14 protein-coding genes are annotated in these 17,291 nt (G+C 33.4%); 12 read left to right on the plus strand and 2 right to left on the minus strand.

Annotation, left to right across the window (positions count from 1 at the left end; translation table 11 throughout):
* The 7 genes from ACZM4J_RS00120 (at position 1) to ACZM4J_RS00150 (ending at position 8,991) form a co-directional block, all read left to right on the plus strand.
* Positions 1–1,122, plus strand: coding sequence for a glycosyltransferase (locus tag ACZM4J_RS00120; RefSeq protein WP_428245021.1), 1,122 nt, complete (start codon positions 1–3; stop codon positions 1,120–1,122).
* 234 nt (positions 1,123–1,356) lie between these two features.
* Positions 1,357–2,475, plus strand: a complete 1,119-nt coding sequence (locus ACZM4J_RS00125) for a polysaccharide pyruvyl transferase family protein (protein WP_489485457.1) — start codon at positions 1,357–1,359, stop codon at positions 2,473–2,475.
* Positions 2,476–2,490: 15 nt separating this feature from the next.
* Positions 2,491–4,017: an MATE family efflux transporter gene (locus tag ACZM4J_RS00130; protein WP_022166171.1), complete on the plus strand. Its 1,527-nt coding sequence runs from the start codon at positions 2,491–2,493 to the stop codon at positions 4,015–4,017.
* A gap of 52 nt (positions 4,018–4,069) precedes the next feature.
* Complete coding sequence (locus tag ACZM4J_RS00135; RefSeq protein WP_022166172.1) at positions 4,070–5,044, plus strand: Coenzyme F420 hydrogenase/dehydrogenase, beta subunit C-terminal domain; 975 nt, start codon at positions 4,070–4,072, stop codon at positions 5,042–5,044.
* A 22-nt stretch (positions 5,045–5,066) separates the two neighbouring features.
* On the plus strand, positions 5,067–5,900 hold the full coding sequence (locus ACZM4J_RS00140; protein WP_022166173.1) for an immunoglobulin-like domain-containing protein: 834 nt from the start codon (positions 5,067–5,069) through the stop codon (positions 5,898–5,900).
* A gap of 12 nt (positions 5,901–5,912) precedes the next feature.
* Positions 5,913–7,319 (plus strand): tyrosine-protein kinase domain-containing protein, encoded by a 1,407-nt coding sequence (locus ACZM4J_RS00145; protein ID WP_428245017.1) that lies wholly within the window; start codon positions 5,913–5,915, stop codon positions 7,317–7,319.
* On the plus strand, positions 7,312–8,991 hold the full coding sequence (locus ACZM4J_RS00150) for a polysaccharide biosynthesis tyrosine autokinase (RefSeq protein ID WP_022166174.1): 1,680 nt from the start codon (positions 7,312–7,314) through the stop codon (positions 8,989–8,991). Before ACZM4J_RS00145 ends, ACZM4J_RS00150 begins: the two co-directional genes overlap by 8 nt.
* Positions 8,992–9,133: 142 nt before the next feature.
* Here ACZM4J_RS00150 and ACZM4J_RS00155 read toward each other — a convergent pair whose 3' ends face one another.
* Positions 9,134–10,306, minus strand: coding sequence for a nucleotidyltransferase domain-containing protein (locus ACZM4J_RS00155; RefSeq protein WP_022166175.1), 1,173 nt, complete (start codon positions 10,304–10,306; stop codon positions 9,134–9,136).
* Between the two features lie 226 nt (positions 10,307–10,532).
* A complete protein-coding gene (locus tag ACZM4J_RS00160) occupies positions 10,533–10,985 on the minus strand; it encodes an Lrp/AsnC family transcriptional regulator (RefSeq protein WP_022166176.1) in 453 nt (150 codons plus the stop codon).
* A gap of 161 nt (positions 10,986–11,146) precedes the next feature.
* Here ACZM4J_RS00160 and ACZM4J_RS00165 point away from each other — a divergent pair, with 161 nt between their 5' ends.
* From ACZM4J_RS00165 to ACZM4J_RS00185, 5 genes are all read left to right on the plus strand, one after another.
* Positions 11,147–11,443: a helix-turn-helix domain-containing protein gene (locus tag ACZM4J_RS00165; protein WP_022166177.1), complete on the plus strand. Its 297-nt coding sequence runs from the start codon at positions 11,147–11,149 to the stop codon at positions 11,441–11,443.
* A 467-nt stretch (positions 11,444–11,910) separates the two neighbouring features.
* Positions 11,911–13,956 carry a sodium-translocating pyrophosphatase gene (locus ACZM4J_RS00170; RefSeq protein ID WP_428245015.1) on the plus strand — a complete coding sequence of 682 codons (2,046 nt, stop codon included), beginning with the start codon at positions 11,911–11,913 and terminating at the stop codon, positions 13,954–13,956.
* A 213-nt stretch (positions 13,957–14,169) separates the two neighbouring features.
* On the plus strand, positions 14,170–15,138 hold the full coding sequence (locus ACZM4J_RS00175) for a putative ABC transporter permease (protein ID WP_302689401.1): 969 nt from the start codon (positions 14,170–14,172) through the stop codon (positions 15,136–15,138).
* Between the two features lie 21 nt (positions 15,139–15,159).
* Positions 15,160–16,155 carry an ornithine carbamoyltransferase gene (argF, locus tag ACZM4J_RS00180; protein ID WP_022166181.1) on the plus strand — a complete coding sequence of 332 codons (996 nt, stop codon included), beginning with the start codon at positions 15,160–15,162 and terminating at the stop codon, positions 16,153–16,155.
* Between the two features lie 317 nt (positions 16,156–16,472).
* Positions 16,473–17,246, plus strand: coding sequence for a basic amino acid ABC transporter substrate-binding protein (locus ACZM4J_RS00185; RefSeq protein WP_022166182.1), 774 nt, complete (start codon positions 16,473–16,475; stop codon positions 17,244–17,246).
* The last annotated feature ends 45 nt before the right edge of the window (positions 17,247–17,291 follow it).

Below are 17,291 nucleotides of genomic sequence, written 5' to 3' on the forward strand. Positions count from 1 at the left end.
ATGAAAAGAAAGAAAATACTTTTTTATTGTGATTCTATGAATAATGGGGGAACAGAAAAAGCTACACTAGATTTGGTAAACAATTTGTCTAGTGATAAATATGACATAACGGTTATACAATTGGAGCCAGACGGTAGATATCAAAAAGAATTAGGCAAACATATACACAATAAGCAAATTTTGCCGGTTGGGCCTGAAGATAATTTTAAATATTATTGGAGATTGAGAAGATTATATGAGTCAATACCTTTGAAAGTGTTACATAAATTAGTAATAGGTGACAAATATGATATAGAGATAGGCTGTGGGTATAGTTTTCCAACAAAAATAATACAAAAGTCAAAGACGGCAAGAAGAATTTCATGGATACATATGGATGTGGAATTAGACAAAAATTATGTACCAAGTCTTACAAGAGAAGAAGGACAGGCATATTTTAAGGATGTAGATGAGTTTGTATGTGTGTCAAAAGATTGTGCAAAAAAATTTAATAACAAGTTTGGATTTAACGAAAAAACAAAGGTTTGTTATAATATTGTGCCTGTTAAAGAAATAGAAAATAAGGCAAAAGAAAAACCGGAAGTTTATTTAAATAAGGACAAATTTAATATCGTAAGCATAGGCAGATTAACGAATCAGAAAGGCTTTGATATTTTAATTGATGCTGTAGAGCCAATAGTAAAAGAAAATAAAAATTGTGAGTTATATATAATCGGAATGGGGGAAGATTATGAAGCGCTATCAAATCGAATTGAAAAGTTAGGATTAAAAGATAATGTACATTTACTTGGGTATGTTAAGAATCCATATTCGATATTGGCTCAAGCGGATGTTTACGTATGTTCATCAAGACATGAATCTTTTAGTTTAACAGTGGCAGAAAGTTTAATATTAGGTATACCGGTTATTTCCACAAGATGTACGGGACCTATAGAATTACTTGAAAACGGAAAGTACGGTATGCTAATTGGACACGAAAGTTCAGACATTCAAAATGCTGTTGTAGAATTAATAAATGATAAAGAAAAATTAGAACAATATAGAAAGATGGCTTCGCTAAGGAAAAGTTTCTTTGAAGTCGAGAAAAATATAAAAGAATGGGAGACAGTTTTGGATAGGTAAATTTGTTTGCAAATAAAACAATAAGTGAAATAGGAGTATATGTTGATTTTTTTTATGAATAATTGCGAAAATAATACTGTGGAAGCAAAGAAGGAACATAAAAAGCAAGTAAATTAATATGGAGAGTATGGGATTATGTAGAGTTGCCACTAAAAGAGAAGAGAGTTACTTTACATAACAAGGAGTGTTAGTTTAGAGAATGGATGGAAAATTAAAATGAAGGATGTAGAAGTGATGAAGAAAATTGGGATAATTACGTCAATAAGCAAAGGAAATTATGGAAATAAATTACAAAATTACGCATTATTAAAAACACTGAAAGATTTAGGTTGTGAGGTTGAAACTGTAAACAGAAAAAAGGAAGACAAAGTTAAATTAATATTTTATAAGTTAAAAACATTAATTAGGGACATATTAAAAATAAATTATAGATCAGGAATTTGTAGAAGAGAAAATATTTTTAGAAAATTTGACAAGAAATATTTAAATATAAGTAGGTATTGGACACATGAAAATCATTATAAAAGTGGGATCAATGAGGAATTCGATTATTTTGTATGCGGAAGTGATCAGATATGGAATCCGATGTATGATACATGTTTAGCTGATATGGAAGGAGCAACAGCATATTTTGCACCATCTGAAAAAAGAATTGCTTACGCTGCTAGTTTTGGGGTTGGCGAATTACCAAAGAAATATATGAACATGTTTAAAGAACTTTTAAAAGATATGAAAAAAATATCTGTAAGAGAAGAATCTGGGGCAAGAATTATAAGGGACATACTTAATGTTAATGTTTCGGTAGTGCTAGATCCAACATTGCTTTTAAGTAAAGAAGAGTGGTGCGATTTTCAAAATAAACCTAATGTTGAATTACCAGAGAAATATATAGCAACTTATTTTATAGGAAATAAGAGTGAGGAAGTTAAAAGTTATATAGATAGTTTATCAAAAAGATATAATTATCCAATTGTAGATATATATAGTGAATGGTTGTGGGATAAGGATATTGATAATTTAAAATATTTTTCGTTTGATCCAACAGAATTTGTATATGTAATATCTCATTGTCAAATCTTTTTTACAGATTCATTCCACGGAAGTGTATTTGCAACAATTTTTGACAAACCTTTTAGAGTTTTTGAAAGAAATGATGATGTTCCAGATATGTGGTCGAGATTGGAAAACTTAATTAAGATTATTGGAAATAATAGCGTTATCGGACAGATTGATGAAAATTTAGACAATATAATAGGGGAAAAAATAAAATATAATAAAGAAAATATAGATATGTTAAAGGATAAATCAATTAGATATTTAAAGCAATCTTTAAATTTTGAGACAGAGTTATAAATTTGAGGAAAGAAAATGAAAATCGAAAGAACAAAAAACGCAACAAGAAACATAATATACGGAGTGTTCCTAAAAATTTATCAATTATTAGGACCGTTCATTCTAAGAACTATATTTATATACACATTAGGCATGGAGTATTTAGGCTTAAACAGCTTATTTACTTCCATTTTAAGTGTGCTTAATTTAGCAGAATTAGGAGTTGGTTCAGCTCTTGTATTTAGCATGTACAAGCCGATTGCTGAAGATGATACAGAGAAAATTTGTGCATTAATGAATCTGTACAAGTTATATTATCGAATCATTGGTGCTGTAATCTTAGTAATAGGACTTATATTAGTACCGTTCATTCCTAAATTAATTTCGGGAAGTGTGCCTGAAGATATAAATATTTATGTTTTATATTTAATGAATTTAGGAGCAACAGTTTTATCTTACTGGTTGTTTGCATATAAAACATGTTTATTTGGTGCACATCAGAGAAATGATGTAACTGCCAAAGTAACTATGATTTCATCTACTTTGCAGTATATAATACAGGCGGTGCTATTAATAATTGTGGCTAACTACTATTTGTATCTGGCAATTACGCTTGTAACAGGTGTGTTTAATAACTTATATGCAGCATGGAAATGCAATAAAATGTTCCCTAATTACAATGCAAGAGGTCATTTGGATAAGTCAGAAGTGAAAGTAATTAGTGGAAAAGTCAGAGATTTATTTACCGCAAAACTTGGTTCAGTTGTAATTGATTCAGCAGATACAATTGTCATTTCAACCTTTTTAGGATTAACAACTCTTGCAATATATAATAATTATTTTTATATAATGTCATCCATATATGGATTTATAATGATTATTTTCAATGCCTGTATGGCGGGTGTAGGAAATAGTCTTATAGTTGAAAGTGAAGATAAGAACTACAATGATTTAAAGAAATTTTTATACATAGTTTGTTGGATAGCATCAGTTTGCACATGTTGCCTGCTTGGATTGTATCAACCATTTATGAAAATGTGGGTGGGCGAGAAGTCTATGTTAAGTTTTAATTTGGTTATTTGCATTTGCATATATTTCTTTGTGAGAAATATAAATACGCTTATTAATATGTACAAGGATGCAGCAGGAATGTGGCATGAGGATAAGTGGCGACCACTGGTAGTTTCTTTGGCTAACCTTGGCTTAAATCTAATATTAGTTCATTATATAGGCTTGTTTGGAATTTTGCTTTCCACAATTTTAACAATGGCATTTATTGGTATGCCTTGGTTAATATATAACCTGTTTACTGTTATTTTTAAAAGAAATGCAGTTGAATTTATTTTGAAGATGCTTTTCTACACAGGTTTGGTTTGCGTTATGTGTGTAATTACTTATGCTATTTGCGTAAATATAACCTTAACCGGTGTAATAGGATTCCTTGTTAAAGGAATAGTTATATTTGGCATTGCAAATGTAATATTCTTAGGAGCAACCTTCTTGATGCCTGAGTTTGGTCAAACAAAGGAATTAGTTTTGAAAATTATAAAGAGAAATTTCTAGAGTTAAAAATCATCACTCAATGCAAAAGAAGTAATAGATGTAAGGAAAAAACATGATTAACAAAAGTACAATTAAAGCCTATGCCTGTATTAATAAAAACACATCAATAAGACAGAAGAGTTCCTCCGGTGGATGTTATTTCGCTCTTGCAAAAGATTTTATTGAACAAGGTGGAATGGTGTACAGTGCAAGGTTCAATGATGGGTTTAGCGTGGAGCATGCAAAATGCTCCAGTGTAAATGAGCTTGCACAGTTTATGGGAAGTAAATATGCACCAAGCAGATTAGGAAATACTTTTAAAGAGATTAAGGAAGGTCTTGAAAAAGGAAAAAAGGTAATGTTTGTTGGCACTCCCTGCCAAAATGCAGGCTTAAGTTCCTTCTTAAAGAAGGATTATCCAACCCTTTTAAAGGTTGATTTTATATGCCATGGAATGCCTGATGAAAAAGTGTGGGACAGGTATTCGGATTACTTAAAAGAAAAAGGTGAAATAAAAAATATTTATTTTAGAAATAAAGATAAAGGTTGGTATGATTATAATTTTAAGGTAGAATATGTAGATGGAACCGTCTTTGAGGAAAATCATAGCGACAATATTTACATGCGTGGCTTTTTAGCAGATTTGTTTTTGAAAAAAGCCTGCTATGAATGTAAGAATCGTGGCTTTAATAGAGTAAGCGATATTACCTTAGCTGATTATTGGGGAATAGATGATGCCATACCTGAAATGTTTGATAACCAGGGAACTTCGGCAGTTTTTGTGAATACCTTAAAAGGCGAGAAAATATTTAATAAAATTAGTGAACAGTTTAGTATTAGACAGGTTAATCTAGAAGAAATAACAAAATATAATCCTTCATATTTTTATAATGCTAACATGCATAGAAACTATAATCAATTTATGGAAAAGTTGGATAATTGTAAGGATGTAATAAAGCTAATTGAAAACTGTTTAAAAGATAAATTTATTGTAAGGGCATTAAGAAAAGTTAAGAGAACAATCAAAAATCTCTTCCATATTTCATAGCCCCCCACCCAAAGGAGAAATCATGAAGTACGTTAAATATATAATAATTGTTATTTTTTTAGCAGCAACAATTACATATGTAATCAACTGGGCGTATACCAAATCTCACACCAATGAGAGCGCACCAGTTATATCTGTAGATAATGCAGGTCAGGTTAAAAAAGTATCGGTCAAGGACAAGGATGCTTTATTAAAAGGTGTTGTTGCAAAGGATAGCAAAGATGGTGATATTACATCAAGACTTGTTGTGGAGTCGATATCCAAATTTGTGGATAAGAAAAATCATATTTGTAATATTACATATGCAGTTGCCAATTCAAGAGGTGTAGTAACCAAGGCAACGAGAAAAATTCAGTTTACAGATTATAAGAAACCAAGATTCGTTTTGTCGCAGTCCTTGTGCTTTGACACAGGTACAGATGCTGATGTTAAGTCGGTTATTGGAGCAACTGATGTGTTCGACGGCGACATTAGCAGAAAAGTAAAGATTTTGTCAAAGGATATTTCGACAAATATTTCAGGTGATAATACTATTACGGCTCAGGTAACTAACAGTCTGGGCGATACAGTGAAATTAAAAGCGGTTGTAGTTATTAAGCAGGATAATAATTTAAGCCCTGTAATTAAGTTGTCGCAAAACATTGTTTACACAAATGTTGGAGAGTCTTTTAATCCAAAGAAATATATTCAAAGCGTAGAGGATAATAGTGGAAAAGCGATTTCCAAAAACAATGTGCGTGTAACAAGTTCGTCTGTAAAAACAAAAAAAGCAGGTTGCTATTTAGTTGAGTATTCTGTAAAAGATTTAAGTGGAAATGAAGGAACAGCCTATTTGACAGTTATGGTTGAAGAGTAGCGAGGTTTACCAATGAAGAATAAAATTATTAATTTACGAAATATAGATTTGTTTAGCTTAGCCAAAGATGTTATTAGCAGTTGGTGGATAATCGTTATGGTGGCAGCAGCAGGAGTCATGTTTACCCATGCTTATATTAGCACTACTTATGTTCCTGAATATACAAGTACAGGTATTTATGTAGTTACACCAAAGCAAAGCACAGGCTATGTTTATACAAATAAAATTTTTGCACAAAATGTTGTGGAAATTTTTCAGAATTTAATGAATTCTGATATTATGAATAATAAAATCAAAGAGGACTTGCATGTATCATCTTTAGATGCAACTATGAATGTTTCCCTAATTGAAGAAACTAATTTAATGAAAATTTCAGTTACATCAAAAGATCCTATTTTGTCATTTAAGACAGTAGGAGCAATTATGGATAATTATGCAGATCTGTCAGGGTATTTAACATCTGATGCAGTATTTGATCCTCTTGAGGCACCTATTGTGCCTACTTTTGCAGACAATTCACTTATGCCTAGAAAGAAATCTCTTCAGGTAGGTGGCATATGTGGGGTAATTACGCTTCTTGGATTATGTTTGGTTAGTATTTTAAGAAGGACAATTAAGACCGAGGCAGCAATTGAAGAACAGTTAGACACAGACTTGTTTGGTACAATTTATCATGAAAATAAAAACAGAACTGTGAAATCAAAAATTGTTCAAAGTGTAAAAGCTCTGCTTATTACAAGTCCCATTATTACAACTAAGTTTATAGAATCTTTTAATAACATAAGAATAAAACTTGAATACGAACACGACCGCAAGCCATCTAAGAATGTTTATTTGGTGTCAAGTGTTTGTGAGAACGAAGGAAAATCTACGGTGGCGCTTAATATTGCCTTGTCTCTTGTAAAAGAAGGCAAGAAAGTTATTGTTATTGATGCAGATATGCGTAAGCCTGCCATTTGCAAGATGCTTGATATTCCAAAAGAGCAGGTAACTGATATGGTAAGACTTTTACAGGGGGAATGTGGTTTAGATCAAACCATGTATCGTGATAGGCAGGGGCTTAATCTTGTTATGTCCACAAAGGGCCATAGTAGCACTTATGAATTTGTAAAATCAGGTGCCATGAAGGACTTAATTAAAAAGTGTAGAAAGTTTGCTGATTTTGTAATTATAGATACACCACCAATGTCATTACTTTCAGATACGGAAGCGTTGCTTGATGATGTTGATTTTTCATTGCTTGTAATCAGACAGGATTTTTCTTATGAAAAAGATATTGAAAACTGCATTAATATTATGAATGATGCAGATAGCAGATTCTTAGGCTGTATTTTAAATGATTATAAGAAGTTCAAAATAAGAGAAACTGCAAGTGTATTTAAGAATTTTGAAGATGGGGAGGAGGTTGCTCATGAATAGTTATAATACTAGGAAAACTGTTGATAAGGAGCCTATGGACCTGTCTCAGATTATTTCCAATTTTTTTAAGGCATTAAAAAAACTCTGGATAATAATGGTAGTTGCCATTGTAGTTTGTGGATTTATTGGTCATCATAATTATTCGTCGGGCTATTCACCTAATTATGAGACAAAGGCAACTTTCTCAATTACAGCAGCACAGTATGATGGTCGAGAGGACCGTTCATACACCAACAATACCCAGTTGGCATCTATTTTAAGTGTAAGTTTTAATTACTTAATTAACAACGAAGTTTTTTATGAGGTAATTAAAAAAGACCTGAACATTGACTATATGCCATCAACTATTACAATTTCGGCTGTACCTGATACAAATATTTTAAGTATAGTTACAGCAGGTCCTAATCCACAAATGAATTATAAGGTTGCACAGTCTGTAATGAAAAATTATGGCAGTGTGGCAGAATTTGTAATTGGTGACACAAAGCTTGATGTGTTAGAAGAACCGGTTGTTGCTGAAGTACCAACGAATCCATATTCACCATGGAAGCAGACTATTATATATGCTTTCATTGGTTTATTAATTGGAATTTTACCAAGTATTATTTACGGATTTTTCGTTAGAACTATTAGAAACAGGGAAGATGTTGAGAAATATCTGAATGTAAATTTTCTCGGCATTTTGCCGGGAGTTTCTCTTAATCAGAGAAAAAATAAATTGAAGAACTGCTCTATTTTAAATAAAGCTGTTGGTTTTAGATATTTAGAGGCTATGCGTTCTGTGAACTCAAGGTGCGAGAGAGAATTTGCAAAACATAATGCGAAAGTTATATTGGTTACAAGTACAGTAAAGGGCGAGGGGAAAAGTACAGTGGCTCTCAATCTTGCGTACTCATTGTCAAAAAGCCAACATACGGTAATGCTTATTGACGGCAATCTGCGTACACCGACTTTACATAAAATGGTAGACATGGAGACTTATGACTTTCAGATGGACAGCTTCCTTAAAGGTGAACTTAAAAGTAGTGGCGCCATTGTGAATTTAAAAGGTACCAGAGTGTTAATGCTTGCTCCCACAGTGCCATCAAAGGATCCCATTAAACAGTTGAATTCTGAAGCCATGGGGAATTTCATTAACAACGCAAAAGCAAAAGTTGACTATGTAATCATAGATGCACCGCCATGTAGTGAATTGTCTGATGCGGCAGTTCTTGCAAAACACAGTGATGGTGTAATTTATGTGGTAAAAGAAGACTGCGCAAAAGTAAATAAAATCATTGACACAATTCAGGAATTTTCATATACGAGAATACCGATTTTAGGTTGTATTTTAAACGGCTCTGCCGGAAAACTTAATATTACATACGGCTATAACTATGGAAAACATTATGGTTATGGCTATCGAAAAGGATATGGTAGCAAGTATTACGGAAAGTATGGCTATAATTATTATGGTGGCTATGGTACATACGGCGATTACGATGATGAAGAAAAGCCGGTACCGGGAGGTTACGGAAAAGTTTCAGAAAAAGAATTCGGAGCCAAAGAGCAAAGTGTTTCAAATAAAATTTATGTAAGAACCACCGACCGCCAAAAAGAGAAAATGGCAAAAAAAGAAGGCGAGAAATTTGAAAAGTATGCCGAGAAAATGAATGATAAAGACAAAGCATAAACGTGGACGATATTGGGAAATACAAATGTAGGTCTGTATTTTAGATAGACTACATTAGTGATATCGATTGTGTTATTTGTTTTCTTGGAAAAAATAAATAAAAAGGCTCCTTAGGATAAAATCTATCATAAGGGGCCTTGAATTATAGCAGTCCGCAGATTGTAAAAACTTCTTTTGTATTTTTGATGTCCTCATCACTTAAGGATTTGATTATTTTTAGTTTTGCTTTGCTTTTTTTATCAAAACGAAGCAATCGTTCTATATTAAGTCTTACCCAATACAGTGGCAGAAGCCATTTATGATTTTTCAGGAATGAGCCGTAAAAATTAATCATTGTATTAATTGGTGGGAAGAGTTTGGCTATTAAGGAAGTCTTCTTCTTTCCACTTTTGGCTAATGAACCTGCTTCCTGATTCTGTGAATTACCAAATGCTCCACCAAGGAAAATATATTTGGTTAAAAGTTCAACATCTTTATGGTTATCAAAATTATTCACACCATCAAACCAGTATAGGCAAAGGTTTTCTATTGTATTTTTGAACTGTAGAACACCTAAAGCTTCAAGACAGGAATCCACCTTAGCACTTTCAATATATTTGTTTTTATTCATAATATATAAATCCAGAAAATGCTTAATTCCGATGCCACCATTTAGAAAATGTTTTGCCATATGTATAACATGATAAATGTAAAAATCTTCTTTAGTCATTAAATATTGATTTGGTTTGTCAGGCAATAAACTGCAATGTTCCCAGATTTTTTCGAGATAGTTGTACCAAAGAGTGTAGCCTTCATCAATCAAGTGAGTTTGCATTTCAACTAGCAGGTGGTTATTTTTATTTATGCAACAAATATCTTTGGCACTACTGTGGGCAATGCCGTAACCCATAGCTTCAAATAATTTTGTGACCTCTTTTAAATCTGCCCCCCTAAAAAGTATATCAATGTCGTTCATTGGTCGCATTGAAGAATCAATGTAAAACTTTTTTGAAACACTTCCCTTTAAAAATATATAATCAATATTATTTTCGGCTAAAGTTTTTTCGATTCTCTCTAATTCGTAAGCTCTGTTGACATCTAAAACAATATTCTTTTTATAATCAAGAGAATATTCTTCAAGGTGAGTAATTGAACTCTTATAATCGTCAGGTAGTTTTGAAATACTAAAGTATAACGTTGAAGTCACCTTATGAAGTTTGGCGAATTTGTAAACAACTTCCCAATTAATTTCTTTTTCGGCAGGTTTCGGAACTATGTCCGCAACTGCACATTTTAACAAATATAAAAAATAGTTTATTTCTAATTGATATTTCATAATGATAATCCGTTTCTTAATAATAGTTGTAAATGATAATTTTTATCATAAAACATGGTTCAAATTTATTAGACTAAAAGTATAACTATGGTAAAAGTATAACCATGATGCCATAATATAAAAACATAGAATTTTGTTCTCAAGTTATTAACGTATTTATATGGTATCATTTTAAAGGCGAAAAAAAAAGGATGAGAACAAGTCTCATCCTAAAAAGTTTCATTTCCTAATCATCTGACATTGGAATTCCACGATGTTCAACGGAAGTTGAGAAAACTATCTGAGTCTTAGTACTTCCAAAAGTTTGTAACTCGCCGATGAAATGGTCTAATTCCTCTGTGCTCTTGAACATTACTTCAACAAGCATTGCATAATCTCCTGTAACACAGTTACATTCAACAACGTTGTTGCAACTCTTAATATATGGATAGAAATCCTTTTTCTGATCAGGATTGACTTCCAAATTAATAAAAGCCTTAATGTGATATCCAAGCTCTGCCGGGTTAACCTTTGCAGTGTAGCCTGTAATGATTCCTGCATGTTCTAGTCGCTCAATTCTTGCTGAAACAGCAGGAGAAGATAAAAAAACCTGGCTCGCAATAGTTTTAAGGGGGGTGCGGGCGTTTTCGTGAAGAAGTTTAATTATCTGCTCGTCGATGTGATCTAATTCATGTCTCATATGCGTACTCCTTTCATATTTTTCAGTTATATTTAATTTTGTAAAGTAAAAACTTCACAAACCAAATAAAGTATAACATAAAAGTTAAGAAAAATAAAATACCAAATTGAAAAACAGAATATCTCAAGAAACAAAATATAATATTGAAAGGAGCAGGGATTATGAGTAAGGCAAAAATAAATCCAAGAGGTTCATCTTGGGATGAATTGGAAAAACAATTATTTACGCCAGAGGAAATTGCCGAAAGTAAAGTACGTGTTGACATTATAAGTGAAATGATAAATGCAAGAGAAGAGAACGGTATTACACAAAAGCAACTGGAAGCAATGAGTGGAATAAAGCAACCTGTAATTTCAAGAATGGAAAAAGGAGTTACGGATCCACAGTTATCAACTGTTTTGAAGATATTAAATTCTTTGGGAAAAACTCTTCAGGTTGTACCAATGAAAAGAAAGTAAGTAAAAGTAGCATCTGGAAGGAAGAAAAGTTAGAGTCTACCAGATGCTATTTTCATATAATAAGAAATTAGCTATTGTGCTAAAATATGTTTTTGCAGAAGATACATTATCACGAAGAGAAAATAATAACGGAAACAATATTCTTTGCCTAAACTTAATAAATTGTAGAAAAAGCACATTAAAACTTAATAAAATTAACTTTTATTAGTTGAAACATTACATAATTAATAACGACTAAAAACCTTTATAGACAAAAGGTACAAAATATTTTCACTTTATATGGTGAAAAATCGGAAATTTGAAATAAGAAAAAATTATTGAAATAATCAACCTTTGATGATAAAGTATTGAAATATCTCGAAAGTTTGTTATAATTTTAACAATACCGTGTTCAAAAAAAAGATAGAGTGAGCATGGAAAAAGACAATGGAGAAAAAATCACTTCATTAATATTGAAAGGAGAAAAAATGGAGAATTTAATTTATTTAGCTCCAATCGCTGGTATCATAGCTGTTATTTTTGCAGGCATTAAGGCAGCAATGATTAACAAAAGCGATGCAGGAAATGAAAAGATGAAAGAAATTTCCGGCGCTATTGCAGAAGGCGCAAAGGCATTTTTATTCTCAGAATACAAGATTTTAATTGTATTCGTTGCCGTACTTTTCGTAGTGTTAGGATTTGGTATTGATTGGCTTACAGCAGTTTGCTTTATTGTAGGTGCTGTACTTTCAACATTAGCAGGATACGTTGGAATGAACGTTGCTACAAAGGCAAATGTTCATACAGCAAATGCTGCAAAGGAAAGTGGTATGAACAAGGCACTTTCAATTGCATTCTCAGGTGGTGCAGTAATGGGACTTTGCGTTGTAGGTTTTGGTATTTTAGGACTTAGCGTAATTCTTATTATCATTATGAACACAACAGGATTTACAGAAGAAGCAGTTAGCGTTCTTACAGGATTCAGTTTAGGTGCTTCATCAATCGCTCTTTTCGCAAGAGTTGGTGGTGGTATTTACACAAAGGCTGCTGACGTAGGAGCTGACCTTGTAGGTAAGGTTGAAGCAGGAATCCCTGAAGATGATCCTCGTAACCCAGCCGTTATCGCTGATAACGTAGGTGACAACGTAGGTGACGTTGCAGGTATGGGAGCTGACCTTTTTGAAAGTTATGTTGGTGCTTTAGTATCAGTTGTAACTTTAGCAGTTGCTTCATTAGTAGCAGGTGGAGATGATTTCGGAATGGAAAGAATCATGTTCCCAATCGCAATGGCAGCAATCGGTGTGTTAGCATCAGTTATTGCTACATTCTTTGTTAGAGGAAAAGAAGGTTCTGATCCTCAGAAGGCTCTTAACTTAGGAGAGTACACAGCTACAGCAATTCAGATTATTGCTTCAGCTATTTTAAGTTATACATTATTTGGTGAATTCAAGGCATTCTTTGCAGTACTTGCAGGTTTAGTTGTTGGTACAGCAATTGGTAAGATTACAGAAATGTATACATCAGAAAAATATAAGAGTGTAAAAGAAATTGCTGAAAGCTCAGAAACAGGATCAGCAACAAATATTATCAGTGGTTTATCAGTTGGTATGAAGTCAACAGCTATTCCAATTTTATTTATCGTACTTGGTGTACTTGTTTCATTTGAATTACTTGGTATGTATGGTATCGCACTTGCAGCTGTAGGTATGTTATCAACAACAGGTATGACAATCGCAGTTGATGCTTATGGTCCAATCGCTGACAATGCCGGTGGTATTGCAGAAATGTCAGGACTTGACAGCAGTGTAAGAGATATTACAGATAAGCTTGATGCAGTTGGTAACACAACAGCAGCTATTGGTAAGGGATTTGCTATTGGTTCAGCAGCTCTTACAGCTTTATCATTATTCGTATCATACGCAGAAGTTGCAAAAATTAAGAACATTAACATTTTAGATTCAACAGTAGTTATCGGTCTTTTAATTGGTGGTATGCTTCCATTTATTTTCTCAGCTCTTACAATGAGCTCAGTTGGTAAAGCTGCTAACAAGATGATCGAAGAAGTTCGTCGTCAGTTTAGAGAAGATGACGGTATTTTAAAGGGAACATCAAAGCCTGATTACAAGTCATGTGTAGGTATTTCAACACAGGCTGCTCTCCATGAAATGATTATTCCTGGAGTTTTAGCAGTAGTTACACCTCTTGTTGTAGGATATTTACTTGGTGCAGCAGCACTTGGTGGTATGCTTGCAGGAGCATTAGTTTGTGGTGTTATGATGGCTATCTTCATGTCAAACGCAGGTGGTGCTTGGGATAACGCTAAGAAGTACATCGAAGGTGGTTTCGGTGGCGGAAAAGGTAGCGAAGCTCATAAGGCAGCAGTTGTTGGTGATACAGTAGGTGATCCATTCAAGGATACATCAGGACCATCAATTAACATCTTAATCAAGTTAATGACAATCGTTTCACTTGTATTTGCTATGACTTTCCCAGCACAGGGTTACTTATATCAGTTACTTGACAAGTTATTCTAGTTGGAAATTAATTTGATAATTAAATAGTTTGTTTGCCATGTGGAATTACCACATGATATATACAAGGCGCGGAGTACTCTGCGCCTTGTTTTGGGATTAATTGGATTTAATACAGCACCTTTTTATATATATTTGTGGGTTGTGTCAGTTTTGTTTTTTTCCTATAATAATGGGAAACGTTGTTAACAATAATTTGTTTTACCTGGAGGGGTTATGATTTTCTCAGTTTATGAAATAATGCTTTTGTTTTTTATATACAGTTTTCTAGGCTGGTGTGTGGAAGTTGCCTTTGTGGCAGTTACCACCGGGAAAGTAGTCAACAGAGGCTTTTTAAATGGACCGGTGTGTCCTATATATGGTTGTGGAATGGTGGGTGTTCTAATAATATTACTGCCTGTAAAAAATAATGTATGGTTATTATTTTTAGGAGGAATGATTATATGTTCAACTGTTGAATTATTTGGTGGTTGGATTCTTGACAAAATCTTCCACATGAGATGGTGGGATTATTCGGAGAAACCATTTAACATAGGCGGCTACATTTGCCTTCCTTTTAGTATTATGTGGGGATTTGCTGTTGTATTTGCGGTGAAATTCGTACACACACCAATTATGTTTTTAGTAAAAAAGATGCCAGACATGGGCAAACTTGTTTTAATTATTTTCTTCGTGATTATTTTTACAGTGGATATGATTGTCACATTGAAAAATCTTATTGGAATCAAGAAGAGTCTTGGACAGCTCGATTTAATTGCAGAGGAGTTAAACAACATTGGAAATCAGATAAAAGATGTTGTGGGAAATTCAGCAATTGATATGGCTGACAAAGCAGAGCAGGCAAAAGATGAGTTAGGCAAGAGTGGCAACGAGTACATTGAGAAGCTGATTGAAAAGAAAGATGAGTTAGGCAAGAGCGGCAACGGGTATATTGAGAAGCTGATTGAAAAGAAAGACGAGTTAGGCAAGAGCGGCAACGGGTATATTGAGAAACTGAAGGCAAGAAAAGCTGAACTTGAAAAGAGCAGTTCAGGTTACGTCAATAATATTAATAAATATAGGAAACATATATTTAATACTCTTCCAACATTGAATAAATCAGGAAAGAGTATTAAAATACTAGAGTACATTAAAGATATTATAGAATCTAAGGAAGATAAAAAGGAAAATAAATCTGATTCTTAAAATAATACAATGGAGGTCATTATGAATTTTACAGGAAGACATTTTTTAAAGTTACTTGATTTTACACCAGAGGAAATTGGAGCATTAATTGATTTAGCAGCGGATTTAAAGGCAAAGAAGAAGGCAGGAAAATTAGTTGATGTTTTAAGAGGAAAGAACATAGCAGTAATTTTTGAAAAAACAAGTACACGTACAAGATGCTCATTTGAAGTGGCAGCTCATGATTTGGGAATGGGTGTTACATACTTAGATCCAACAGGTTCACAGATTGGCAAGAAGGAAAGTATTGCCGATACAGCCAGAGTTTTAGGTAGAATGTTTGACGGTATTGAATATAGAGGTTTTGGACAGGATTTAGTAGAAGAGTTAGCACAGTACGCAGGAGTTCCTGTATGGAATGGTCTTACAAATGAATTTCACCCAACACAGATTCTAGCAGATTTTCTTACATTAAAAGAAAAATTCGGCAAGTTAGAAGGCTTGAAATTTGTATACATGGGTGATGCAAGATACAACATGGGTAATTCACTTATGGTTGGATGTGCAAAAATGGGTATGCACTTCGTAGGTTGTGCACCAAAGAAATACCAGCCAAACCCTGAATTAGTAGCTGAGTGTCAGAAGATTGCAAAAGAAACAGGTGCAATTATTGAATTTGAAGAAGACCCAATGGTTGCCACAAAAGATGCTGATGCTATTTACACTGATGTTTGGGTTTCAATGGGTGAGCCTGATGAAGTATGGGAAGAAAGAATTAACGACTTGCTTCCATATAGAGTAACAATGGATTTGATTAACAATGCAAAGGGCAGCGTGGTATTTATGCATTGTTTACCAGCATTCCATGACTTAAAGACAAAGATTGGAAAACAGATTAACGAGAAATTCGGTCTTACAGAGATGGAAGTTACAGACGAAGTATTTGAGTCAGAACATTCAGTTGTATTTGATGAAGCAGAAAACAGAATGCATACAATTAAAGCTGTAATGGCAGCAACTTTAGGAGCTGACCTATAATCGATGAATATAAAGTACAGTCTGTGCTTATGGCGAGTGATGTTTATGACAAAGGGGCGCCATTAGCAGAGGCTGTTTTTTACTTAATAAGAAATTCTTTCAGAATTTCTTATTAAGTAAAAAATGTTCCACTAGGGATGCACACTCGCACGAAAGGAAAAATGTTGCTAAAGCAACAGGCGCTCGGTGCGTAGAATGTCGCAAGGGACATTCTTTTTATTAGTTAAAAATCTTTATTGTTGCAAATATATGCATTTTTAAGTATAATTGTGTATAGTTTTGTAATAAAATCAATATACTTAGGAGGATAAAAAATAATGAAAAAATTACTAGCATTATTAATGACAGTAGTTCTTGCTGCAACAATGTTTACAGCTTGCGGAAGCAGTAAGAGTGGAGATGATGGAGATAAGACATTAATTATGGGAACTAACGCAGAATTTCCACCATATGAGTATCGTGAAAACAATGAAGTAATCGGTATTGATGCCGAGATTGGTAAAGCGATTGCAGACAAATTAGGAATGGACTTCAAGATTGAAGATATGGCTTTTGATTCAATTATTCCTGCTGTTCAGTCAGGAAAAGTTAGCATGGGTCTTGCAGGTATGACAGTTAGCGATGAAAGAAAGGAAAGTGTAGACTTTACAGATTCATATGCAACAGGTGTACAGGCAATTATCGTAAAAGAAGGCTCAAAGATAAAGACTAACGAAGATTTATTAAAAAAGGGTGCCAATGTTAAGGTTGGTGTTCAGCTTGGTACAACAGGTGATATTTATTGTACAGATGATTTAAAGGAAGCAGGCTCAGGAACAGTTGAAGAATATAACAAGGGCGCTGATGCAGTTCAGGCACTTGTAACAGGAAAGATTGACTGTGTTGTAATCGACAATGAACCAGCTAAGGCTTTTGTTAAGGCTAACAAAGGACTTAAATTACTTAAAACAGCATACGCAGAAGAAGATTATGCTATCGCTGTTTCAAAGGATAAACCTGAATTAAGAAAGAAAATTAACAAAGCATTAAAAGAATTAATTGATGATGGTTCAGTTCAGAAGATTATTAACAAGTATATTAAGGCAGAATAATTAAAGAACAAAAATACAAATTAGGAGGTGCCGCAATATAAAGTT

Source organism: Eubacterium sp., from assembly GCF_057858645.1.

Bases quoted from the DNA above. Each gene is read 5' to 3' on its own strand.
- ACZM4J_RS00170 (WP_428245015.1), top strand. From the start codon at position 11,911: ATGGAGAATTTAATTTATTTAGCTCCAATCGCTGGTATCATAGCTGTT.
- ACZM4J_RS00175 (WP_302689401.1), top strand. From the start codon at position 14,170: ATGATTTTCTCAGTTTATGAAATAATGCTTTTGTTTTTTATATACAGT.
- ACZM4J_RS00140 (WP_022166173.1), top strand. From the start codon at position 5,067: ATGAAGTACGTTAAATATATAATAATTGTTATTTTTTTAGCAGCAACA.
- ACZM4J_RS00135 (WP_022166172.1), top strand. From the start codon at position 4,070: ATGATTAACAAAAGTACAATTAAAGCCTATGCCTGTATTAATAAAAAC.
- ACZM4J_RS00155 (WP_022166175.1), bottom strand. From the start codon at position 10,306: ATGAAATATCAATTAGAAATAAACTATTTTTTATATTTGTTAAAATGT.
- ACZM4J_RS00160 (WP_022166176.1), bottom strand. From the start codon at position 10,985: ATGAGACATGAATTAGATCACATCGACGAGCAGATAATTAAACTTCTT.
- ACZM4J_RS00185 (WP_022166182.1), top strand. From the start codon at position 16,473: ATGAAAAAATTACTAGCATTATTAATGACAGTAGTTCTTGCTGCAACA.
- ACZM4J_RS00165 (WP_022166177.1), top strand. From the start codon at position 11,147: ATGAGTAAGGCAAAAATAAATCCAAGAGGTTCATCTTGGGATGAATTG.
- argF (WP_022166181.1), top strand. From the start codon at position 15,160: ATGAATTTTACAGGAAGACATTTTTTAAAGTTACTTGATTTTACACCA.
- ACZM4J_RS00150 (WP_022166174.1), top strand. From the start codon at position 7,312: ATGAATAGTTATAATACTAGGAAAACTGTTGATAAGGAGCCTATGGAC.
- ACZM4J_RS00130 (WP_022166171.1), top strand. From the start codon at position 2,491: ATGAAAATCGAAAGAACAAAAAACGCAACAAGAAACATAATATACGGA.
- ACZM4J_RS00120 (WP_428245021.1), top strand. From the start codon at position 1: ATGAAAAGAAAGAAAATACTTTTTTATTGTGATTCTATGAATAATGGG.
- ACZM4J_RS00125 (WP_489485457.1), top strand. From the start codon at position 1,357: ATGAAGAAAATTGGGATAATTACGTCAATAAGCAAAGGAAATTATGGA.
- ACZM4J_RS00145 (WP_428245017.1), top strand. From the start codon at position 5,913: ATGAAGAATAAAATTATTAATTTACGAAATATAGATTTGTTTAGCTTA.